Below are 22,519 nucleotides of genomic sequence, written 5' to 3'. Positions count from 1 at the left end.
ATGCAGGGACAAATTATTAAAGCCTTGGCAGGCTTCTACTATGTAGAGAGTGATGGCAAGGTTTATCAAACACGAGCGCGTGGAAATTTTCGTAAAAAAGGCCATACTCCCTACGTTGGGGATTTGGTAGATTTTTCTGCCGAGGAAAATTCAGAAGGCTATATCCTCAAGATTCACGAACGCAAAAACAGCCTAGTCCGTCCGCCAATTGTTAATATTGACCAAGCTGTAGTAATCATGTCAGTCAAGGAACCTGATTTTAACAGCAATTTGCTGGATCGTTTCTTGGTTCTTTTGGAGCACAAGGACATCCATCCCATCGTTTATATTTCCAAAATGGACCTACTGGAAGATAGAGGGGAACTGGATTTTTACCAACAGACCTATGGTGATATCGGCTATGACTTTGTGACCAGTAAAGAGGAACTCCTGCCTTTATTGACAGGCAAGGTTACGGTCTTTATGGGGCAGACAGGTGTTGGGAAGTCAACACTTCTCAATAAAATCGCACCAGACCTCAATCTTGAAACAGGAGAAATTTCAGACAGTCTGGGTCGCGGGCGCCATACTACTCGAGCTGTTAGTTTTTACAACCTCAATGGGGGTAAAATTGCAGACACGCCAGGATTCTCATCGCTGGATTACGAAGTATCAACGGCTGAAGACCTCAATCAGGCTTTCCCAGAGATTGCTAGTGTCAGCCGAGACTGCAAATTCCGTAGCTGTACCCATACTCATGAGCCCTCTTGTGCGGTCAAGCCAGCTGTCGAAGAGGGAACCATTGCAACCTTCCGTTTTGACAACTACCTGCAATTCCTCAGTGAGATTGAAAATCGCAGAGAAACCTATAAAAAAGTCAGCAAAAAAATTCCAAAATAAGGAGAAACCTATGTCTCAATACAAGATTGCTCCGTCAATTCTGGCAGCAGATTATGCCAACTTTGAACGTGAAATCAAACGCCTAGAAGCAACTGGTGCAGAATATGCCCATATCGATATCATGGATGGTCATTTTGTACCGCAAATCAGTTTTGGTGCAGGTGTGGTCGAAGCTCTTCGCCCTCATAGCAAGATGGTCTTTGACTGCCACTTGATGGTAGCTAATCCAGAGCATCATTTAGAAGACTTTGCGCGTGCAGGTGCCGATATCATCAGCATCCATGCGGAAGCAACGCCTCATATTCATGGCGCCCTTCAAAAAATTCGTTCACTCGGAGTTAAGCCTTCAGTCGTTATCAATCCTGGCACACCAGTTGAAGCCATCAAGCACGTCCTTCATCTAGTTGAGCAAGTCTTAGTCATGACGGTTAACCCTGGATTTGGCGGTCAAGCTTTCCTACCAGAAACCATGGATAAGGTTCGTGAGTTGGTTGCTCTTCGTCAGGAAAAGGGTTTGAACTTTGAGATTGAAGTGGATGGTGGGATTGATGACCAAACTATTGCTCTAGCCAAAGAAGCTGGTGCGACCGTTTTTGTAGCAGGTTCCTATGTCTTTAAGGGAGATGTCAATGAGCGAGTACAAACTCTCAGAAAACAACTGGACTAGGGTTGCCGTTTTTGCAGGAGGAGACCGCGGTCACTACCGTACAGACTTCGATTGCTTTGTCGGAGTGGATAGAGGTTCGCTTTGGGTCTTGGAGGAAGATTTGCCTCTTGCTCTAGCAGTCGGAGATTTTGATTCTGTGACGGAAGAAGAGCGACAGGTGATTCAAAAACGTGCCCAGCATTTTGTCCAAGCCCGACCAGAAAAAGATGATACAGATTTGGAATTGGCTCTCTTAACCATCTTTGAGAAAAATCCTCAGGCTCAGGTCACTATTTTCGGTGCTTTGGGTGGACGTATTGATCATATGCTGGCCAATGTTTTTCTTCCTAGCAATCCCAAGTTGGCGCCTTATATGCGCCAGATAGAAATTGAGGATGGGCAAAATTTGATTGCCTATTGTCCAGAAGGAACCAGTCAGCTAGAACCCCGCTCGGACTATGACTATCTAGCCTTTATGCCGGTTCGGGATAGCCGGCTGACCATTCTTGGAGCTAAGTATGAGTTGACAGAGGAAAATTTTTTCTTTAAAAAAGTGTACGCTTCTAACGAATATATAGATAGGGAAGTTTCGGTGACTTGCCCAGATGGTTATGTGGTCGTGTTGCATAGCAAGGACAGGAGATAGGATGGAAAGTTTACTTATTCTATTATTGATTGCTAACCTGGTAGGCCTCTTTCTCATTTGGCAAAGGCAGGATAAGCAGGAAAAATATCTGACCAAGAGCTTGGAGGATCAGGCAGATCACTTGTCAGACCAGTTGGATTACCGCTTTGAACAAGCCAGACAAGCCAGTCAGTTGGATCAAAAAGACTTAGAAGTGGCTGTCAGCGACCGTTTGCAAGAAGTGCGAATGGAATTGCACCAAGGCCTGACTCAGGTCCGTCAAGAAATGACAGAGAATCTCTTGCAAACTAGGGATAAGACCGACCAACGTCTTCAAGCCCTGCAGGAATCAAATGAGCAACGTTTGGAACAAATGCGCCAAACAGTCGAGGAAAAACTAGAAAAGACCTTACAGACACGCTTGCAGGCTTCCTTTGAGACAGTTTCCAAGCAATTGGAGTCTGTCAATCGTGGTCTTGGAGAAATGCAGACAGTTGCCCGTGATGTCGGAGCCCTTAATAAGGTTCTCACTGGAACCAAGACGCGAGGGATTCTGGGTGAATTGCAATTGGGGCAAATTATTGAGGACATCATGACACCTGCACAGTACGAACGAGAATACGCAACGGTTGAAAACTCCAGTGAACGAGTGGAGTATGCCATTAAGTTACCCGGACAAGGAGACCAAGAATACGTCTATCTACCAATTGACTCCAAGTTTCCATTGGCTGATTATTACCGCTTGGAAGAAGCCTATGAAGCAGGTAACAAGGATGAAATCGAACGGTGTCGTAAGTCGCTCTTAGCAAGCGTCAAGCGCTTTGCCAAGGATATCAGGAGCAAGTACATAGCACCGCCTCGGACGACTAATTTTGGAGTTTTGTTTGTTCCGACAGAAGGTCTCTACTCAGAAATCGTCCGCAATCCTGTCTTCTTTGATGATTTGAGACGGGAGGAGCAGATTATTGTCGCAGGTCCAAGTACCCTATCAGCTCTTCTCAATTCCCTATCAGTTGGTTTCAAAACCCTTAATATCCAAAAGAGTGCTGACCATATTAGTAAGACTCTTGCTAGTGTTAAGACCGAGTTTGGCAAGTTTGGTGGCATTCTGGTCAAGGCACAAAAACACCTCCAACATGCCTCTGGCAATATTGATGAACTATTAAACCGTCGTACCACAGCTATCGAGCGGACGCTCCGTCACATTGAGTTGTCAGAAGGTGAGCCTGCGCTTGATCTACTCCATTTCCAAGAAGATGAGGAAGAATATGAAGATTAGTCACATGAAAAAAGATGAGCTATTTGAAGGCTTTTACCTAATCAAGTCAGCTGACCTGAGGCAAACTCGAGCTGGGAAAAACTACCTAGCCTTTACCTTCCAAGATGATAGTGGCGAGATTGAAGGGAAACTCTGGGATGCCCAACCTCATAATGTTGAGGCCTTTACCGCAGGTAAGGTTGTCCACATGAAAGGACGCCGAGAAGTTTATAACAACACCCCTCAAGTCAATCAAATTACCCTTCGTCTGCCTCAGCCTGGTGAACCCAATGACCCAGCTGATTTCAAGGTCAAGTCACCAGTTGATGTCAAGGAAATCCGTGACTATATGTCGCAAATGATTTTTAAAATTGAAAATCCTGTTTGGCAAAGGATTGTCCGAAATCTCTACACCAAGTATGATAAGGAATTTTACTCCTATCCAGCTGCCAAGACCAACCATCATGCCTTTGAAACGGGCTTGGCCTATCATACGGCGACCATGGTGCGTTTGGCAGATGCTATTAGCGAAGTTTATCCTCAGCTCAATAAGAGCCTGCTCTATGCGGGGATTATGCTGCATGACTTGGCTAAGGTCATCGAGTTGACGGGACCAGACCAGACCGAGTACACAGTGCGAGGCAATCTTCTTGGGCATATCGCTCTGATTGATAGTGAAATTACCAAGACAGTGATGGAACTCGGCATTGATGATACCAAGGAAGAAGTCGTTCTGCTCCGCCACGTCATCCTCAGTCACCATGGCTTGCTTGAGTATGGAAGTCCAGTCCGTCCACGCATTATGGAGGCAGAGATTATCCATATGATTGACAATCTGGATGCTAGCATGATGATGATGTCAACAGCTCTTGCTTTGGTGGATAAAGGAGAGATGACCAATAAAATCTTCGCTATGGACAATCGTTCCTTCTATAAACCAGATTTAGATTAATAATTTAAGAAAAATGAGCATTTTTTAGGATAAGAATGTTCGTTTTTTTATGTGAATATGGTATAATAGATAAAATATCAAAATTAAATGAAGTAGGAAATAGAAATGAAATTAAGAAGAAGTGATCGGATGGTTGTGATTTCCAACTATTTGATTAATAATCCTTATAAACTAACTAGTCTCAATACTTTTGCTGAAAAGTATGAATCTGCTAAATCATCCATATCAGAGGATATCGTGATTATCAAACGCGCCTTTGAGGAAATTGAAATCGGTCATATCCAGACAGTAACTGGTGCTGGTGGTGGTGTCATTTTCACACCATCAATCTCAAGCCATGATGCCAAGGAAATGGTTGAGGACTTGCGTGCCAAGTTGTCAGAAAGTGACCGTATTTTGCCAGGTGGCTATATCTACCTGTCTGATTTGCTTAGCACACCAGCTATCTTGAAAAATATTGGTCGCATTATTGCCAAGAGCTTTATGGACCAAAAAATTGATGCCGTTATGACCGTAGCGACCAAGGGTGTTCCACTTGCAAATGCAGTTGCCAATGTCCTCAATGTTCCTTTTGTTATTGTGCGTCGTGACTTGAAAATTACCGAAGGTTCAACTGTCAGCGTCAACTATGTTTCAGGTTCAAGTGGTGACCGTATCGAGAAAATGTTCCTTTCAAAACGTAGTCTCAAGGCAGGTAGCCGTGTCTTGATTGTGGATGACTTCTTGAAAGGCGGAGGAACTGTCAATGGGATGATCAGTCTCTTGCGAGAGTTTGATTCAGAATTGGCAGGTGTAGCGGTCTTTGCGGACAATGCTCAAGAAGAACGCGAAAAGCAGTTTGACTACAAGTCGCTCTTGAAGGTCACTAATATTGATGTCAAGAACCAAGCCATCGATGTTGAGGTTGGCAATATCTTTGACGAAGATAAATAAGAGATAGAACTAAAGGTTGGAACGATTGTCCCAGCCTTTCTTTGCAAATAGAATAGAAGGAAACTTATGAAAACACCATTTATCAATAAAGAAGACTTAGAAGCGATTGTTGCCGAGTTCCCGACTCCCTTTCACTTGTATGATGAGCAGGGGATTCGTGAGAAGGCAAGAGCCGTCAACAAAGCATTTTCGTGGAACAAGGGCTTTAAGGAATATTTTGCAGTTAAGGCTACTCCAACACCAGCTATTTTGAAAATTCTCCAAGAGGAAGGCTGTGGTGTGGACTGCTCTAGTTATGTAGAACTTTTGATGAGTCATAAACTGAATTTCCCTGGTTCTGAGATTATGTTCTCTTCAAACAACACGCCAGACAAGGAATACGCCTATGCACGTGAATTGGGTGCGACCATTAACTTGGATGCCTTTGAAGATATTGAACATCTAGAGCGTGCAGCAGGCATTCCAGAAATCATCTCATGTCGTTACAATCCTGGAGGCGTTTTTGAGCTAGGAACAGACATTATGGACAATCCTGGAGAAGCCAAGTTTGGCATGACCAAGGACCAGCTCTTTGAAGCTTTTGCCATCTTGAAGGAAAAAGGAGCCAAGACTTTTGGGATTCACTCCTTTCTAGCATCTAATACCGTCACCCATCTCTATTATCCAGAGTTGGCACGTCAGCTTTTTGAATTGGCTGTTGAAATCAAGGAAAAGTTGGGCATTTCGCTAGACTTTATCAATCTTTCTGGCGGTATTGGTGTCAACTATCGTCCAGACCAGGAGCCGAATGATATCGCCTTGATTGGTGAGGGAGTTCGTAAGGTGTATGAAGAGGTTCTTACGCCAGCAGGTCTTGGTCAGGTCAAGATTTTTACCGAATTGGGTCGTTTTATGTTGGCACCTCACGGTGCTTTGGTCACAAGAGTCACTCATAAGAAGGAAACCTACCGTACCTATCTCGGTGTGGATGCATCAGCAGTCAACCTCATGCGTCCAGCTATGTACGGAGCTTACCATCATATTACTAACGTGACTCATCCAGATGGACCAGCTGAAGTGGTAGATGTGGTTGGTTCACTCTGTGAAAACAATGATAAATTTGCAGTGAATCGCGAACTGCCTCATACAGAAATCGGTGATTTGCTGGTAATTCATGATACAGGTGCTCACGGTTTTTCAATGGGCTACCAGTACAATGCCAAACTTCGTTCTGCGGAAATCCTCTATACCGAAGAAGGCAAAGTCCGTCAAATCCGCCGTGCAGAGCGCCCTGAGGACTACTTTGCAACCTTGTATGGCTTTGATTTTGAAGAATAAAATGATAAGTAATTGAAAATGAAATTGAAAAACAGATTGCTTTCTAAAAAATAGGCAAAAATCTTGTTTTTCCTTCAAGTCGTGATATAATAAAACTATAAAACGTTTTCAAGGAAGGTAACGATATGTCTGAAGAAACAATTGATTATGGACAAGTGACAGGAATGGTGCATTCGACAGAAAGCTTTGGGTCAGTAGATGGGCCTGGTATTCGCTTTATTGTCTTTTTGCAGGGCTGTCACATGCGTTGCCAGTATTGCCACAACCCAGACACTTGGGCTATGGAGTCCAATAAATCACGTGAACGGACGGTAGATGATGTCTTGACAGAAGCCTTGCGCTACCGAGGTTTCTGGGGAAATAAGGGTGGGATTACAGTCAGTGGAGGAGAAGCCCTCTTGCAGATTGATTTCCTGATTGCCCTCTTCACTAAGGCTAAGGAACAAGGAATCCACTGTACCTTGGATACCTGTGCCCTTCCTTTCCGTAATAAACCACGTTACCTTGAGAAGTTTGACAAACTCATGGCTGTTACTGACTTGGTTCTTTTGGATATCAAGGAAATCAACGAAGAACAGCACAAGATTGTCACTAGCCAAACCAATAAAAATATCTTGGCTTGTGCCCAGTATCTATCAGATATTGGAAAACCTGTCTGGATTCGCCACGTGCTAGTTCCGGGATTGACAGATAGAGACGATGACCTGATTGAACTTGGTAAGTTCGTCAAGACCCTTAAAAATGTGGATAAGTTTGAAATTCTGCCTTATCATACTATGGGAGAATTCAAGTGGCGTGAACTGGGAATTCCATATTCACTCGAAGGGGTCAAACCTCCAACAGCAGACCGCGTCAAGAACGCTAAAAAACTCATGGATACCGAAAGTTATCAAGACTATATGAAACGTGTACATGGATAAAAAAGAAGCCTGATGGAAACATCGGGCTTTTAAGTTTACACAAATATATATAATTAAATAAAACAAAATTTTATACTCTTCGAAAATCTCTTCAAACTACGTCAGCTTCCATCTGCAACCTCAAAACAGTGTTTTGAGCAGCTTGCGGCTAGCTTCCTAGTTTGTTCTTTGATTTTCATTGAGTATTAAATCTTTTGACTCTCTAAATTCTGAAAAAAATCCGAAAAAGAATCTGTAAGATATAGTTACTTGTAGAAATATTAAATAGAATAGGGGAACATCATGGAACAAAGTATTACCATTAAAAATTTATGTAAGTCGTATGGCCAAGCTCAAATTTTAAAAGATATTTCTTTTGAAGCAAAAGCAGGTAGAGTGACTGCTTTCCTAGGTCCAAATGGAGCTGGAAAAAGTTCAACCTTACGTATTTTATTAGGATTAGACAAAGCAACATCTGGTCTTACCAAAATTGGAGATCAAACTTATAAGGAATTAAAATTTCCTCTAAAGACTGTAGGAGCTTCATTTGACAGTGTAGGTGCTCCTGATGATCGGACTGTTTATCAACATTTGAAAATTGTTGCTGCTAGTAATGGGATATCCAGTCAGCGAATTGATCAAGTCTTGGATATGGTGGATATTAGCCATAAGAAAAAATCTAAAATTGGGAAATTATCATTAGGAGAAGGACAACGATTAGGAATTGCAACAGCTCTATTAGGAAATCCTCAATATCTGATATTGGATGAACCAACTAATGGGTTGGATCCAAGAGGAATTCGGTGGTTTAGAGAGTTTATAAAAAAACAAGCTCAAGAAGGGAAGACAGTCTTGCTATCATCTCATATATTATCGGAAGTGGAAGCAGTAACAGATGATGTAGTTATCATAAATAAAGGAAAAGTTCTTATAAAAGGGACTTTACAAGAAGTGATGAAAAATCTTTCTTCACTAGAAGAAGTCTTCTTTAGTTTGACAGAAGGAGGGAAGTGATATGGCACTTATTTTCTCTCTTCATTCTGAAATATTGAAATTACTTTATAAGAGAGCTACTCATGTTGTACTATTCTTGATACTGGTATTTCAAACATTTTTAGCAAATATTGGTGCTTCTCAAATTGTTTCAGTTGGTATCCATGCTACACCAGAGACAAATCCAGAATTAGCAGAAGCTATACCTCCTATTGAATTTTTAGGTTTTGATGTCACTTTATTTGGTGTTTTTATTATGATTATCCTAGGTTCAATTTACGGAGCCGAGGAGTATAAATGCTCTGCTATTCGTACAAGTCTCCTCTCTATTACAAATCGAAGTATTTTCCTAGTTTCAAAAACATTAGTTTGGCTTGTATTTTCTTTTTTCATTTCTTTTCTATCAATATTCTTTACGATTAACATGACACATTATGTTTTAGGACAAGATGGCTTATTGCTTTTTTCACTAAATGGAACAGTTTGGTTCTATATGTTTTTAGCCAGTATAGCTTGGACTTTGTTGGGACTTCTAGCCTATATTATGGCTTTGACATTTAAAACAGCCATTGTTCCTCTATTATTTTTGCTTCCCCAAGTCTACAATTTAGGAACATTCTTAGCAAACTATATATCGGTTGCAAAATTTCTTCCAGTTGCATTGGGGCAAGGATTGATTGCTACATCTCCTCAAATTTTAGAACATAATAGTTTACAAAATATTTTATTTTTACTTTGTTGGAACTTCTCATTCTTGGCTTTAGCAATCTACCGATTACTTAAGTCAGATATTGGAGGAGGTGAATAAGTTGAAAGAGCAACTTAAAAGTGAGTATCTCAAGTTTATGATGAATCCTTGGCACTGGTTGGTTATAGGTGCTCTATTACTGTGTGTTCCAGCGTTAGTTATTTTTTTAAATAGTAAGCCAGACCAGTTGACTCTACAGTTTGTTTTGGAACAGCTACTGCAAAGTCTCTATTTAGGACAGGCAGGTTTCGTTAGTCTAGCGGTTCTATTTATAGGTCAAGAATTTACAGGTTCTAGCCTTCGTACCAGTTTTCTTACCTGTCCAAATCGTTTGAAATTTATAATATCTAAACTAGCTATTCTATTATGTATTGAAATTATCCTATTGGTCGCTGTAATATCATTATGCGTACTAATCGCCCAAGGATACTACAATATCAATCTTTTGAGCAATATTAAACATGTTCTAACAATTCTATTTCCAGCTTGTATTTCTATTCTAACCTTCGCTCTTTTAAGTGGTATTTTTGTATTTATTTCCCAGTCTTTTATCTTAATTTTGGGAATCAGTTTATCCCTTTTATTAGGGTTGGGGCAAATGTTACTACAATTCAGTTCTTTTTTTAGAAATTTACCATTATTAGCTAGTATGAATTGTTTTTATACCTATCCATTGTCTCTTTATTATCCAGTGTGGCAAGGCTTAGGGATACAAATAGTTTGGTTGTTAATTGTTTTTCTATTTGCTACATTGATACTCATAGGAAAAAATGTACGCTAAAGACAGGGGATATCCTGTCTTTTTCTCAGGTAGTGCTATAATATATTCAGGAGGGTGAGTTATGGCTTATAAAATTTTGGTTGTAGATGATGATCTTGCTATTCTTCGCCTAATAAAAAAAGTACTAGAATATGAAAAATATGAAGTAGTCATACGAAATAAGATAGAAGAGATTGATCTTTGTGATTTTACAGGATTTGACTTGATTTTATTAGATATTATGATGCCTGTTAGTGGTTTAGAAATCTGTCAGATGATTCGCGAGCAGATAACTGTTCCTATCTGTTTTATAACTGCTAAGGATATGGATGAAGATTTAGTAGCTGGAATTAATGCAGGTGCTGATGATTATATTATGAAGCCCTTTAGTATGCAAGAATTGTTAGCACGTGTTAAAATGCACTTACGTCGTGAAGAACGGATTAAAGGAAATGTTCATCAAATAAAGATTGGGAAGCTTATACTATATACGGATAGTAAGGAACTATTTGTAAACGATGATAAGATTGCTCTGACAAGGAGGGAATTTGACATAGTGAATCTTTTGGCAAGCAACCCAAGTAAAATATATTCTATTGAGGAAATTTATAATTATCTATATCCACAAAGTTCAGAAGCGCTCTTACGTTCGGTTTCAGAGTACATTTATCAAATTCGTCAAAAGTTGAAACCTTATCAATTAAATCCAATTAAAACCTTATACGGTGGAGGATATCAATGGGTAGAATCAAAAGTTTTAGACAATTAATTCGAGAAACCTGTTGGAGAATTATTTGGCAGTTTAGTCTTGGCTTACTAATGGCCTATCTTATTCCCTTAGCTTCAGTATCTATACAAATAAATGAAGATGGGAAAACTTTAAACAATAGTGGTGTTCTATCAATCTTTTTTAATGTGTCATCATGGATATATATTTGTGTTTTATTGATTGTTCTAATAAGTTATCACATTGGAAAATTGTTGAAAAAACTGAGTTATGAAATGACTTTGATTTATGAAAATAGTATGTGGTTGAAGAAGGAATGTACAGAAAGTTTAACGGTTAAAGAATTTCGCGAGACAGGAAATCGGATTATTGTGATGCAAGATAGAATTCGACAATTAATAGTTAATGAGAAACAGCAGAAGGAAGATTTGATGTTTCAGGTTTCAGCAGCTTCTCATGATTTAAAAACTCCCTTAACCATTATTAGGGGAAATGTGGAATTTTTGCAGACGATAACTGAAAACGACCAATCTCAAGAATGCTTAGCAGATATAGAAAGAGCTAGTCAACAGTTACTAGATTATTTCAATCAATTGATTCACTATTCTAAAACCTATTATGATGATGAGACAGGTTGGACGGAGTATTCCTCTTCAGATTTTATCAATGAATTAGAGAAAGAAGTCTCTTTTTTGATAAAAAATCAGATGAAGTTTTCTTTTGAACAAAATGTGAAAGGAACTGAAAACTATTATATAAATCAATCTCTTCTGATTCGTGCCATACAAAATATTTTAACAAATGCTTTGGAATACGCTGATAAACAGAATCCTAAAATTAAAATTAGAGTAGAGCAAGAGGGGAAGGAATTGAAAATAGGTATATGGAATAATGGTTCGGAATTTCCAGAGGAAGTTTTAACTAATTTTGGAAAGCTCTTTTATCGTATGGATAAAGCTAGATCGTATAAAGAGCAACATTATGGTATTGGACTAAGTTTTGTATGTAGAGTTGCAAAACTACACAAAGGCCGAGTTGAGCTTAGAAATAGAGACGAGGGAGCAGAAGTTTTAATAACTGTGAATTGTATTAAATCATAGTGATTTACTTGTTAATTTATGATTGAATAGTTTTTATATGTGAGCTTTTAAACTATTTAACTTTTTCGACTAGTATAAGATGTAACGGTAGATAATAAAAACGAATGATGATATCTAGTTGATGAAAACTATTTATCATTCATTCGTTTTTTAATTATTGGATAATTTACGTAGCTTTATCTCGAACGTTGTTTTCCAGCGTTGCGATTTTTGTGTTTTTTCTTGCTTGTGATAGCAGTTGGTTGTTCAGGAGTAACGTCTTTTCGTCCACTTGGTGTTGAGAAAGAACGTGCTTTTGGTGGGTTCTTGGCTAGTTCTTCACGGACTTTTTTGCGAAGTTTTGGACGAACGATATAGTTGACGATAAACTGTTGGAGAATCATCATGAAACCACCGACAACCCAATAAAGAGTGACACTAGCTGGTGAGATGAGGGAGAAGCCGGCAATCATGACTGGGCTCACGTAAGCCATTTTCTTGATTTGATCTCTTTGCGTTTCATCTTCTACTCCGTGAAGTGAAAGGAGTGATTGAAGATAGTAAAGGACACCAGCGCAGGCAGCTAAAATCATACTTGGAGAGCCTAGAGGAATTCCTAGGTAACTTGCTTGAGCAACACCTTCAGTATATTGGGCAGCAAAGTAAATTGCAGAGAAGAAAGGCATTTGAAGGAGGATAGGGAAACATCCTACACCACCAAACATGCTGATGCCGTGTTCTTTTTGAGCTGCAAAGAGAGCTTGTTGGGCTTCGAGTTTTTCTTCTTGAGTAGTCGCTTCCTTGAGACGTGTTTGGTGTGGCTCAAGGACGTGCTTGAGGGCGTTCATCTTTTCAGAGTGAAGCGTTGCCTTCCATGATTGGTAGATACCAAGTGGCAAGATAATCAAGCGCACGATAATGGTTACGATGATGATAGCGACACCGAAGCCTAGACCTTTATCAGTAGCGAAGTACTTGATAGCTTCAGCCATAGGCGCTCCGATAGTATTCCAAACCAATCCTGTTGGCTGGCCTGTTGCCTTATCGACATTGACACAGCCTGTTAAGACAAGCAACATAGCCACTCCCATAGCTGAGAGGGCAAAACGTTTAATAGCTTTCAATTTGTTCATTCCTTCTTTTAAAAATAATACCTTTCTATTCTACTGTTTTTTTACAAAATATACAATAGTTCTAGAGACCTAATTTGCGATTTTAAAGTCAGGGTAGGGAGGAAAGTTGCTCAGTTTGACATCTAAGTAGCTGACTTTTGAAAAAGGTGTTGGTCCTTTGCGGATTTCTTGGATAAATTTTGCCATGGTAGCAGATGAGTCTGCTTGGGCTAATATTTCCACTGTGCCATCGTCGTTATTCCATACCCGACCTGTGATGCCACCAATTTCAAGCGCCAGGCTGTAAACACCCCAACGAAAGCCGACTCCCTGTACCCTACCTTGGGCAATCATTCTAACCTTTTGCATACCAAACCTCTTTGATTGTGTTATAATATTTCTATGACTATTATAACCTCAAAAGCCAATTCTGTGGTAAAAAATACCAAGAAATTACACCAAAAAAAATACCGTAAATCTGCCTATTTGATTGAAGGCTGGCACTTGTTTGAAGAAGCTGTTCAAGCTGGAGTGACGATTGAGAAAATCTTTGCCCTAGAAAGTTATCGAGAACAGTTAGTTGCTTTTCCGCAAACTGTCTGGGTGTCAGAGGATATTCTGCTAGATTTGGCGGATTCTCAGACTCCACAGGGAATTGTTGCGGTGGTTCAAAAAGAAGAAGTAGGGCAAGCTGACTTTAGTCAGGGCAAGTTCTTGTTTTTGGAAGATGTGCAAGATCCTGGTAATGTAGGAACCATCATTCGAACTGCGGATGCAGCAGGCTTTACTGGAGTAATTGTTTCAGATAAATCGGCAGATATCTACAGTCTCAAGACCCTACGTTCGATGCAAGGCAGTCATTTTCATCTGCCTATTTACCGGATGTCGAGTCAAGCGCTTCTTAAGGAAACCAAAGAGGTTGCTATCCCAGTGCTGGCAACAACCTTATCTAAAGATTCTGTTGATTACAGAGAACTGGTTCCTATAGAAAATTTTGTACTAGTTATGGGGAATGAGGGTCAAGGAATTAGTCCCCTCATGGCTGAAAGTGCAGATCAATTGGTCCATATTTGCATGAAGGGACAGGCGGAGAGTTTGAATGTTTCCGTTGCAGCCGGTATTTTAATTTTCCATTTAAGCTAATTTTAACTTTCTTTGTTATAATCAAGGAAAGATATTCATTGAAAAGGAGAAAAGATGAATCACACTATTATTCATGACCGCGCAGGTCTCAATCAATTTTACGCTAAAGTTTATGCCTTTGTTGGTCTGGGAATCGGACTATCTGCTTTGGTATCAGGCCTTATGTTGACGGTCTTTCAATCTCAGTTGGTTTACTTTTTGATGCAGGGACGTCTCTGGTTGACCATTGCAACCTTAGCAGAGCTAGCTCTGGTCTTTGTTGCCAGTAGCATGGCCTTAAAGAATAGTCCAGCGGCTCTTCCAGTATTTTTACTTTACTCAGTATTAAACGGCTTTACCCTCAGTTTTGTGGTGTCCTTCTATACTCCAGGTACAGTTTTATCTGCCTTTGTATCAAGCGCCCTTCTCTTCTTTGTCATGGCGGCAGTTGGTATGTTTACCAAGAAAGATTTGAGTGGGCTTGGTCGAGCGATGATGGCAGCTCTTATCGGTTTGCTGATTGCCATGGTAGTAAATGTTTTCTTGGCTAGCGGTTTCTTTGATTATATGATTAGCGTAGCCATGGTTTTGGTTTTCTCAGGGTTGATTGCTTGGGACAACCAAAGGATTCGCCTTGCTTATGAGCAATCACAAGGCCGTGTAGCGACAGGTTGGGTTGTGTCAATGGCTCTCAGTATCTATCTTGATTTTATCAATCTTTTCCTAAGTATTTTACGTATCTTTGGTCGTAATGACTAGAAGGTCCCTAACATCAGTGTTCGAAGGAGCACTGATTTTTTTATATTTGGTCTTTTCTTTTCTTGGAAATAGGTGTATAATGCTTTTAATTAATTTTTTGAGGAGTAGTTTATGAAGAAAAGTTTTATTCATCAACAAGAAGAGATTTCCTTTGTCAAAAACACTTTTACCCAGTATTTGAAAGATAAGTTAGAAGTTGTCGAAGTTCAAGGTCCTATCTTGAGCAGGGTCGGCGACGGGATGCAGGACAACTTATCAGGTGTGGAGAACGCCGTATCGGTCAAGGTTCTCCAAATCCCTGATGCTACTTATGAAGTGGTGCACTCCCTTGCTAAATGGAAACGCCATACCTTGGCTCGTTTTGGTTTCGGTGAAGGTGAAGGTCTTTTCGTCCACATGAAGGCTCTTCGTCCAGACGAAGACTCGTTAGATGCGACCCACTCTGTTTATGTTGACCAGTGGGACTGGGAGAAAGTTATCCCAAATGGTAAACGCAATATCGCTTATCTAAAAGAAACAGTTGAGAAGATTTACAAGGCTATTCGCCTTACTGAGCTAGCTGTTGAAGCCCGCTATGACATCGAGTCTATCTTGCCAAAACAAATCACTTTCATCCATACAGAAGAGTTGGTAGAACGCTACCCAGACTTGACACCAAAAGAGCGTGAAAATGCTATTTGTAAAGAATTTGGCGCTGTCTTCTTGATTGGTATCGGTGGTGAATTACCAGACGGTAAACCGCACGATGGACGTGCACCAGACTACGATGACTGGACAAGTGAGTCTGAAAATGGCTACAAGGGTCTTAATGGCGATATTCTTGTTTGGAATGAGTCTTTGGGTGGAGCCTTTGAGTTGTCTTCTATGGGAATCCGTGTAGATGAAGAAACGCTTCGCCGTCAGGTTGCCATCACAGGTGATGAAGACCGTTTAGAATTGGAATGGCACAAGGCTTTGTTGAACGGCCTATTCCCATTGACAATCGGTGGGGGAATTGGACAATCTCGTATGGCTATGTTCCTACTTCGCAAGAAACACATCGGAGAAGTGCAAACAAGTGTTTGGCCTCAAGAAGTCCGCGATACTTACGAAAATATTTTGTAGAGAATCGAACCGCAAGGTTCGGTTTTCTTTCTCTTTTCGCCTATAATTTGGTATAATAAACGGTATGAAGATCGTATCAGGAATCTATGGGGGACGCCCCCTCAAGACACTAGAAGGCAAGACGACAAGACCTACTTCAGATAAGGTTAGGGGAGCCATTTTTAACATGATTGGTCCCTACTTTGAAGGGGGACGAGTCTTGGACCTTTATGCAGGTAGTGGTGGTTTATCTATCGAGGCAGTATCGCGTGGCATGTCCAGTGCTGTTTTGGTGGAGCGAGACCGTAAGGCTCAGGCTATCGTGGCTGAAAATATTCAGATGACCAAGGAAGTTGGAAAATTTCAACTCCTCAAAATGGATGCAGAAAGGGCATTAGAACAGGTATCTGGGGAATTCGACCTCATTTTCTTAGACCCTCCTTATGCCAAGGAACAAATCGTAGCAGATATTGAAAAAATGGCTGAGAAAGAGCTTTTTTCTGAAGATGTCATGGTCGTGTGTGAGACGGATAAGGCCGTTGAGCTTCCAGAAGAAATTGTCTGTCTAGGCATCTGGAAGGAAAAAATTTATGGAATTAGTAAGGTGACAGTCTATGTCAGATAAGATTGGCTTATTCACAGGCTCATTTGATCCGATGACAAATGGGCATCTGGATATCATTGAACGGGCGAGCAGACTTTTTGATAAGCTCTATGTCGGTATTTTTTTTAATCCCCACAAACAAGGATTTCTCCCTATCGAAAATCGTAAACGAGGGCTAGAAAAGGCTTTGAAACATTTGGAAAATGTTGAAGTTGTGTCTTCTCATGATGAATTGGTGGTTGATGTCGCAAAAAGACTGGGGGCTACTTGTCTAGTGCGTGGTTTGAGGAATGCAGCGGATTTGCAATATGAAGCTAGTTTCGATCACTACAACCATCAGCTGTCTCCTGGTATAGAGACCATTTATTTACATAGCCGACCTGAACATCTCTATCTCAGTTCATCCGGTGTTAGAGAGCTTTTGAAGTTTGGTCAGGATATTGCTTGCTATGTTCCCGAGAGTATTTTGGAGGAAATAAGAAATGAAAAAAAAGATTAGATGGCCCTTATATGTCATTGCGGCCTTGATTGTGACTTTCTTGGCATTTGTAGTGCCCTTGCCCTACTATATAGAGGTTCCAGGTGGTTCGGAAGATATTCGCCAAGTCCTTAAAGTCAATGACACAGAAGATAAGGAAGCTGGTGCCTATCAATTCGTTACGGTTGGTGTTCAGCACGCTACTTTATCCCATATGATTTATGCGTGGTTGACGCCTTTTACAGATATTCGTAGTGCCCAAGAGACTACAGGTGGCTCTTCCGATGTTGAATTTATGCGGATTAATCAATTCTACATGCAAACATCGCAAAATATGGCCAAGTATCAAGGGCTAAAAACAGCTGGTAAAGATATTGAACTTAAATATCTTGGGGTTTATGTTTTGACTGTGACGGATAATTCGACCTTTAAAGGGATTCTCAACATCTCTGATACGGTCACAGCAGTCAATGATCAAACCTTTGACAGTTCCAAAGACTTGATTGATTACGTCAATTCTCAAAAACTAGGGGACTCCGTCAAGGTCACCTATGAAGAGGATGGGCAAACCAAGTCTGCAGAAGGTAAGATTATCACCTTGGAAAATGGCAAAAATGGGATTGGAATCGGCTTGATTGACCGTACAGAAGTGACCAGTGATATCCCAATTCGTTTTTCAACAGCCGGTATCGGTGGTCCAAGTGCAGGCCTCATGTTTAGTCTGGCCATCTATACCCAAATAGCTGACCCGGGCCTTCGTAATGGCCGCATTGTTGCCGGTACAGGAACTATTGACCGCGATGGGAATGTGGGGGACATTGGAGGTATTGATAAGAAAGTTGTAGCTTCGGCTAGAGAAGGTGCCGCGATTTTCTTTGCCCCTGATAACCCTGTTAGCGAAGAAGAACAAAAAGCGCATCCAGATGCGAAAAACAACTACCAAACAGCCCTAGAAGCAGCCAAAACAATCAAGACAGATATGAAAATCGTGCCAGTTAAAACCCTACAAGATGCGATTGATTACTTGAAAAACAATCCCTAATTTCTAAGGGAAGTTTCCAAACTAGCGTACAAACAGAGAAGATGGTATAATAGTCAAATGGTTCAATTATTATTCACTCTAAGCAGTCACATGCTCTTTATTTATGTGAGTTTTTACCTTTTAAAGGATCTTGTTAGATGGGAAAAGGTTTTAAAAGTGACAGCTGAGAATACAAGAAAAGTTCGTTTACTAGTAGCCTTTTTCAGCATTGTAATGGGCTACATCATGAGTTCTTTCTTTATCAGCTTGTATCAGTTGTGGCAAGAAGCGCTTAGAGGATTATTATAAAATCAAGAGTAAAGGAAATAAGTATGGAAAAAATTGTGGTTCAAGGTGGCGATAATCGTCTGGTAGGAAGTGTTACGATAGAAGGAGCAAAGAATGCAGTCTTGCCCTTGTTGGCAGCTACTATTCTAGCAAGTGAAGGAAAAACCGTCTTGCAGAATGTTCCTATCCTGTCAGATGTTTTCACTATGAATCAGGTGGTTCGTGGTTTGAATGCTAAGGTGGATTTTGATGAGAAAGCTCATCTTGTCGAGGTGGATGCGACTGGCGATATCACTGAGGAAGCTCCTTACAAGTATGTCAGCAAGATGCGCGCATCTATCGTTGTCTTGGGACCAATTCTTGCCCGTGTGGGTCATGCCAAGGTATCCATGCCGGGTGGTTGTACGATTGGTAGCCGTCCTATTGATCTTCATTTGAAAGGTCTGGAAGCTATGGGGGCTAAGATTAGCCAGACAGCTGGTTATATCGAAGCCAAGGCTGATCGCTTACATGGGACTCATATCTACATGGACTTCCCAAGTGTGGGTGCTACGCAGAACTTGATGATGGCAGCGACGCTGGCTGATGGGGTGACAGTGATTGAAAATGCTGCGCGTGAGCCTGAGATTGTTGACCTAGCTATTCTACTGAATGAAATGGGGGCCAAGGTCAAAGGGGCTGGTACAGAGACCATTACCATTACTGGTGTGGAGAAACTTCACGGTACGACCCACAATGTGGTCCAAGACCGTATCGAAGCTGGAACCTTTATGGTGGCTGCTGCCATGACTGGTGGTGATGTCTTGATTCGAGACGCTGTCTGGGAGCATAACCGTCCCTTGATTGCCAAATTGCTTGAAATGGGAGTGGAAGTGACAGAGGAGACTGAAGGGATTCGAGTTCGCTCTCAACTAGAAAATCTAAAAGCTGTTCATGTGAAAACCTTGCCCCATCCAGGATTTCCAACAGATATGCAGGCTCAATTTACAGCCTTGATGACCGTCGCAAAAGGCGAATCAACTATGGTGGAGACAGTTTTTGAAAATCGTTTCCAACACCTAGAAGAAATGCGTCGCATGGGCTTACACTCTGAGATTATCCGTGACACAGCTCGTATTATTGGTGGACAGCCTCTGCAGGGAGCAGAAGTTCTTTCAACTGACCTTCGTGCTAGCGCAGCCTTGATTTTGACAGGTTTGGTAGCGCAAGGAGAAACTGTGGTCGGTAAATTGGTTCACTTGGATAGAGGTTACTACCGTTTCCATGAGAAGTTGGCGCAGCTAGGTGCTAAGATTCAGCGGATTGAGGCAAGTGATGAAGATGAATAAGAAATCAAGCTACGTAATCAAGCGTTTACTTCTAGTCATTTTGGTACTGTTTTTAGGTGCTCTAGCCCTAGGAATCGGCTTAATGGTAGGTTATGGAATCTTGGGCAAGGGTCAAGATCCATGGGCTATCCTGTCTCCAGCAAAATGGCAGGAATTGATTCATAAATTTACAGGAAATTAGGCTGGAGAACCAGTCTTTTTCTAGAGATAAGGAGAAAAATGGATAAAAAAACAAGACAGACACTGATCGGACTGCTAGTGTTATTGCTTTTATCTGCGGGAAGCTATTATATCAAGCAGATGCAATCGACAGCTAATAGTCCTAAAACAAAGGTTAGTCAGAAAAAACAAGCGTCTGAAGCTCCTAGTCAAGCATTGGCAGAAAGTGTCTTAACAGACGCGGTCAAGAGTCAAATAAAAGGGAGTCTTGAGTGGAATGGCTCAGGTGCTTTTATCGTCAATGGTAATAAAACAAATCTAGATGCCAAGGTTTCAAGTAAACCTTACGCTGATAATAAAACAAAGACAGTGGGCAAGGAAACAGTGCCAACCGTAGCTAATGCCCTCTTGTCTAAGGCTACTCGCCAGTACAAGAATCGTGAAGAAACTGGGAATGGTTCGACTTCATGGACTCCTCCAGGCTGGCATCAGGTTAAGAATCTAAAGGGGTCTTATACCCATGCGGTTGATAGAGGTCACTTGTTAGGCTATGCCTTAATCGGTGGCTTGGATGGTTTTGATGCCTCGACAAGCAATCCTAAAAACATTGCTGTTCAAACAGCCTGGGCAAATCAGGCTCAAGCCGAGGATTCGACTGGTCAAAACTACTATGAAAGCATGGTACGTAAAGCCTTGGACCAAAACAAGCGTGTCCGTTACCGTGTAACCCTTTATTACGCTTCAAACGAGGATTTAGTTCCTTCAGCTTCACAGATTGAAGCCAAGTCTTCAGACGGAGAATTGGAATTTAATGTTCTAGTTCCCAATGTTCAAAAAGGTCTTCAACTGGATTACCGAACTGGAGAAGTAACGGTAACTCAGTAAAAGATAACATAAACTCCTATGTCACTTGTGGATATAGGAGTTCTTTTTTACTAGTTTAAGCAGGGCTACAATAGACACTGATACTCAAAGAAAATCAAAGTGCAAACTAGGAAGCTAGCCGCAGGTTGCTCAAAGCACATCTTTGAGGTTGCAGATGAAGCTGACGTGGTTTGAAGAGACCTTCGAAGAGTATGAGAAAAAATAATATGTACTGGACTATATTTTGTGATATAATAAAGGATAAGATACTATTTTAGGAGAAGAACTATGGAAGACCCAAGTAGTCAGAATTTGTTGCTACAATTTGTTTTATTGTTTATCTTGACGGTGTTAAATGCCTTTTTCTCAGCCACAGAAATGGCCATGGTTTCACTTAACCGTGCGCGAGTTGAACAAAAGGCAGAAGAAGGAGATAGACGCTATATCCGTCTGCTGAAGGTACTAGAAAATCCTAACCACTTTTTATCAACCATTCAAGTAGGGATTACCCTGATTACGATCTTATCAGGGGCGAGTTTGGCAGAAACTCTGGGACGAGAAATTGCATCTTGGCTTGGAAATGGCGAAACAGCTTATGCCGTTGCAAGTTTTCTATCTTTAGCATTTTTGACTTATATTTCCATCGTTTTTGGGGAATTGTATCCTAAGAGAATCGCTCTTAATCTAAAGGATGCCTTGGCGATTCGTACAGCGCCAGTTATCATTGGGCTGGGGAAACTAGTTAGTCCCTTTGTTTGGCTCTTGTCTGCATCTACCAATCTCTTGAGTCGCTTGACTCCTATGACCTTTGACGATGCTGATGAAAAAATGACCCGTGATGAAATTGAATACATGCTGACAAATAGTGAAGAAACACTAGATGCTGACGAAATTGAAATGTTACAAGGAATTTTTTCACTGGACGAATTAATGGCCAGAGAAGTCATGGTTCCTCGAACGGATGCCTTTATGGTCGATATTCAGGATGATAGTCAAACCATCATCCAAAGTATTTTAAAACAAAATTATTCTCGTATCCCTGTCTATGATGGGGATAAGGACAATGTGATTGGGATCATTCACACCAAGAGTCTCCTTAAGGCGGGTTTTGTGGACGGTTTTGACAATATTGTTTGGAAGAAAATCTTACAAGATCCACTCTTTGTTCCTGAAACTATTTTTGTGGATGACTTGTTAAAAGAATTGCGTAATACCCAAAGACAAATGGCAATCTTGCTAGATGAATACGGTGGGATGGCTGGTTTGGTGACTCTGGAAGACCTCTTAGAGGAAATCGTTGGGGAAATCGATGATGAAACGGACAAAGCAGCAATAGATGTTCATCAGATTGGCGATGGTACTTACATTGTTCAAGGTACCATGAATCTCAATGATTTTAATGACTACTTTGATGTTGAACTGGAAAGTGATGACGTTGATACCATCGCTGGTTACTATTTGACAGGAGTTGGGACCATTCCAACGACTGAGAAACTCAGTTATGAATTAGTCAGTCAAAACAAGCAGCTTATCCTAACCAATGATAAAGTGAAAAATGGACGTGTTACCAAGGTAAAAGTCCAAATTACCGAAGTTGAAATAGAAGAAGAAACAGAGTAAACTAGAGGCTTTTGTCACCAGGCGTGACGAAGCTTTTTTCAGTTGATTTCATACTCTTCGAAAATCAAATTCAAACCGCGTCAACGTCGCCTTGCCGTACGCAAGTACAGCCTGCGGCTAGTTTCCTAGTTTGCTCTTTGATTTTCATTGAGTATCAAAAGATTGTCTCCTAAAAAGAAGTCTGCCCCAAATTCACCCCAAAAGTTTTTGTAAGTTATACGTATTTATTCAAGGAAAAAGAAAAAAGCCCTTTAAATTGGGCTTT

General features: G+C 40.9%; 26 protein-coding genes. 24 read left to right on the top strand and 2 right to left on the bottom strand.

Features of this window, described 5'->3' with window-relative positions; genetic code table 11:
• From rsgA to CBI42_RS01210, 13 genes are all read left to right on the top strand, one after another.
• Complete coding sequence (gene rsgA / locus CBI42_RS01275) at window positions 1-879, top strand: ribosome small subunit-dependent GTPase A (protein ID WP_094753044.1); 879 nt, start codon at window positions 1-3, stop codon at window positions 877-879.
• A gap of 10 nt (window positions 880-889) precedes the next feature.
• On the top strand, window positions 890-1,546 hold the full coding sequence (gene rpe / locus CBI42_RS01270; protein ID WP_049510775.1) for a ribulose-phosphate 3-epimerase: 657 nt from the start codon (window positions 890-892) through the stop codon (window positions 1,544-1,546).
• Window positions 1,509-2,171 carry a thiamine diphosphokinase gene (locus tag CBI42_RS01265; protein ID WP_049510776.1) on the top strand — a complete coding sequence of 221 codons (663 nt, stop codon included), beginning with the start codon at window positions 1,509-1,511 and terminating at the stop codon, window positions 2,169-2,171. Before rpe ends, CBI42_RS01265 begins: the two co-directional genes overlap by 38 nt.
• Before the next feature lies 1 nt (window position 2,172).
• Window positions 2,173-3,429, top strand: a complete 1,257-nt coding sequence (gene rmuC, locus CBI42_RS01260; RefSeq protein WP_179211341.1) for a DNA recombination protein RmuC — start codon at window positions 2,173-2,175, stop codon at window positions 3,427-3,429.
• Window positions 3,419-4,360, top strand: coding sequence for a 3'-5' exoribonuclease YhaM family protein (locus CBI42_RS01255; protein WP_049492793.1), 942 nt, complete (start codon window positions 3,419-3,421; stop codon window positions 4,358-4,360). The genes rmuC and CBI42_RS01255 overlap by 11 nt, the downstream gene beginning before the upstream one ends.
• Window positions 4,361-4,465: 105 nt before the next feature.
• Window positions 4,466-5,293 (top strand): pur operon repressor, encoded by an 828-nt coding sequence (purR, locus tag CBI42_RS01250; protein ID WP_004238844.1) that lies wholly within the window; start codon window positions 4,466-4,468, stop codon window positions 5,291-5,293.
• A gap of 66 nt (window positions 5,294-5,359) precedes the next feature.
• Window positions 5,360-6,610 carry a diaminopimelate decarboxylase gene (locus CBI42_RS01245; protein WP_094753042.1) on the top strand — a complete coding sequence of 417 codons (1,251 nt, stop codon included), beginning with the start codon at window positions 5,360-5,362 and terminating at the stop codon, window positions 6,608-6,610.
• A gap of 125 nt (window positions 6,611-6,735) precedes the next feature.
• Entirely contained in the window at window positions 6,736-7,530 is a 795-nt protein-coding gene (gene pflA, locus CBI42_RS01240; RefSeq protein WP_001288288.1) for a pyruvate formate-lyase-activating protein, read from the top strand.
• 282 nt (window positions 7,531-7,812) lie between these two features.
• On the top strand, window positions 7,813-8,523 hold the full coding sequence (locus CBI42_RS01230) for an ABC transporter ATP-binding protein (RefSeq protein WP_049551846.1): 711 nt from the start codon (window positions 7,813-7,815) through the stop codon (window positions 8,521-8,523).
• 1 nt (window position 8,524) lies between these two features.
• Window positions 8,525-9,310 (top strand): ABC transporter permease, encoded by a 786-nt coding sequence (locus CBI42_RS01225; protein ID WP_094753041.1) that lies wholly within the window; start codon window positions 8,525-8,527, stop codon window positions 9,308-9,310.
• Window position 9,311: 1 nt separating this feature from the next.
• Window positions 9,312-10,031, top strand: a complete 720-nt coding sequence (locus CBI42_RS01220) for an ABC transporter permease (RefSeq protein ID WP_094753040.1) — start codon at window positions 9,312-9,314, stop codon at window positions 10,029-10,031.
• A 61-nt stretch (window positions 10,032-10,092) separates the two neighbouring features.
• Window positions 10,093-10,779, top strand: a complete 687-nt coding sequence (locus tag CBI42_RS01215) for a response regulator transcription factor (RefSeq protein WP_000323581.1) — start codon at window positions 10,093-10,095, stop codon at window positions 10,777-10,779.
• Window positions 10,749-11,837: a sensor histidine kinase gene (locus CBI42_RS01210; RefSeq protein ID WP_049515998.1), complete on the top strand. Its 1,089-nt coding sequence runs from the start codon at window positions 10,749-10,751 to the stop codon at window positions 11,835-11,837. Before CBI42_RS01215 ends, CBI42_RS01210 begins: the two co-directional genes overlap by 31 nt.
• Before the next feature lie 176 nt (window positions 11,838-12,013).
• Here CBI42_RS01210 and yidC read toward each other — a convergent pair whose 3' ends face one another.
• Together yidC and CBI42_RS01200 are read right to left on the bottom strand one after the other, a co-directional pair.
• Window positions 12,014-12,940 carry a membrane protein insertase YidC gene (gene yidC / locus CBI42_RS01205; protein ID WP_094753070.1) on the bottom strand — a complete coding sequence of 309 codons (927 nt, stop codon included), beginning with the start codon at window positions 12,938-12,940 and terminating at the stop codon, window positions 12,014-12,016.
• A 78-nt stretch (window positions 12,941-13,018) separates the two neighbouring features.
• A complete protein-coding gene (locus tag CBI42_RS01200; protein ID WP_001174616.1) occupies window positions 13,019-13,297 on the bottom strand; it encodes an acylphosphatase in 279 nt (92 codons plus the stop codon).
• A gap of 33 nt (window positions 13,298-13,330) precedes the next feature.
• Here CBI42_RS01200 and CBI42_RS01195 point away from each other — a divergent pair, with 33 nt between their 5' ends.
• The 11 genes from CBI42_RS01195 (at window position 13,331) to CBI42_RS01145 (ending at window position 22,254) form a co-directional block, all read left to right on the top strand.
• The gene (locus CBI42_RS01195; protein WP_084926072.1) at window positions 13,331-14,071 is read left to right on the top strand and encodes a TrmH family RNA methyltransferase; all 741 of its coding nucleotides are present in this window, start codon (window positions 13,331-13,333) and stop codon (window positions 14,069-14,071) included.
• 54 nt (window positions 14,072-14,125) lie between these two features.
• A complete protein-coding gene (locus CBI42_RS01190) occupies window positions 14,126-14,809 on the top strand; it encodes a Bax inhibitor-1/YccA family protein (RefSeq protein ID WP_084928175.1) in 684 nt (227 codons plus the stop codon).
• 111 nt (window positions 14,810-14,920) lie between these two features.
• Window positions 14,921-15,913: an aspartate--ammonia ligase gene (gene asnA, locus CBI42_RS01185; protein WP_000748003.1), complete on the top strand. Its 993-nt coding sequence runs from the start codon at window positions 14,921-14,923 to the stop codon at window positions 15,911-15,913.
• A 64-nt stretch (window positions 15,914-15,977) separates the two neighbouring features.
• On the top strand, window positions 15,978-16,517 hold the full coding sequence (rsmD, locus tag CBI42_RS01180) for a 16S rRNA (guanine(966)-N(2))-methyltransferase RsmD (RefSeq protein ID WP_061590042.1): 540 nt from the start codon (window positions 15,978-15,980) through the stop codon (window positions 16,515-16,517).
• A complete protein-coding gene (gene coaD / locus CBI42_RS01175) occupies window positions 16,507-16,995 on the top strand; it encodes a pantetheine-phosphate adenylyltransferase (protein WP_070480181.1) in 489 nt (162 codons plus the stop codon). The genes rsmD and coaD overlap by 11 nt, the downstream gene beginning before the upstream one ends.
• Window positions 16,979-18,016 (top strand): SepM family pheromone-processing serine protease, encoded by a 1,038-nt coding sequence (locus tag CBI42_RS01170; protein WP_061590043.1) that lies wholly within the window; start codon window positions 16,979-16,981, stop codon window positions 18,014-18,016. Before coaD ends, CBI42_RS01170 begins: the two co-directional genes overlap by 17 nt.
• 57 nt (window positions 18,017-18,073) lie before the next feature.
• The gene (locus CBI42_RS01165; protein WP_080975952.1) at window positions 18,074-18,304 is read left to right on the top strand and encodes a DUF1146 family protein; all 231 of its coding nucleotides are present in this window, start codon (window positions 18,074-18,076) and stop codon (window positions 18,302-18,304) included.
• Between the two features lie 23 nt (window positions 18,305-18,327).
• Window positions 18,328-19,611 (top strand): UDP-N-acetylglucosamine 1-carboxyvinyltransferase, encoded by a 1,284-nt coding sequence (gene murA, locus CBI42_RS01160; RefSeq protein ID WP_094753039.1) that lies wholly within the window; start codon window positions 18,328-18,330, stop codon window positions 19,609-19,611.
• Window positions 19,604-19,792 (top strand): DNA-directed RNA polymerase subunit beta, encoded by a 189-nt coding sequence (locus tag CBI42_RS01155; protein WP_004241151.1) that lies wholly within the window; start codon window positions 19,604-19,606, stop codon window positions 19,790-19,792. Before murA ends, CBI42_RS01155 begins: the two co-directional genes overlap by 8 nt.
• Before the next feature lie 38 nt (window positions 19,793-19,830).
• The gene (endA, locus tag CBI42_RS01150) at window positions 19,831-20,655 is read left to right on the top strand and encodes a DNA-entry nuclease EndA (RefSeq protein ID WP_070480184.1); all 825 of its coding nucleotides are present in this window, start codon (window positions 19,831-19,833) and stop codon (window positions 20,653-20,655) included.
• 267 nt (window positions 20,656-20,922) lie between these two features.
• Entirely contained in the window at window positions 20,923-22,254 is a 1,332-nt protein-coding gene (locus CBI42_RS01145) for a hemolysin family protein (protein ID WP_049510794.1), read from the top strand.
• The last annotated feature ends 265 nt before the right edge of the window (window positions 22,255-22,519 follow it).

The organism is Streptococcus sp. KR (genome assembly GCF_002238115.1).
Taxonomy (GTDB): Bacteria; Bacillota; Bacilli; order Lactobacillales; family Streptococcaceae; genus Streptococcus.
The sequence above is the reverse complement of the archived record's forward strand: the minus strand, read 5'-3'. Positions and strand labels throughout refer to the sequence as shown.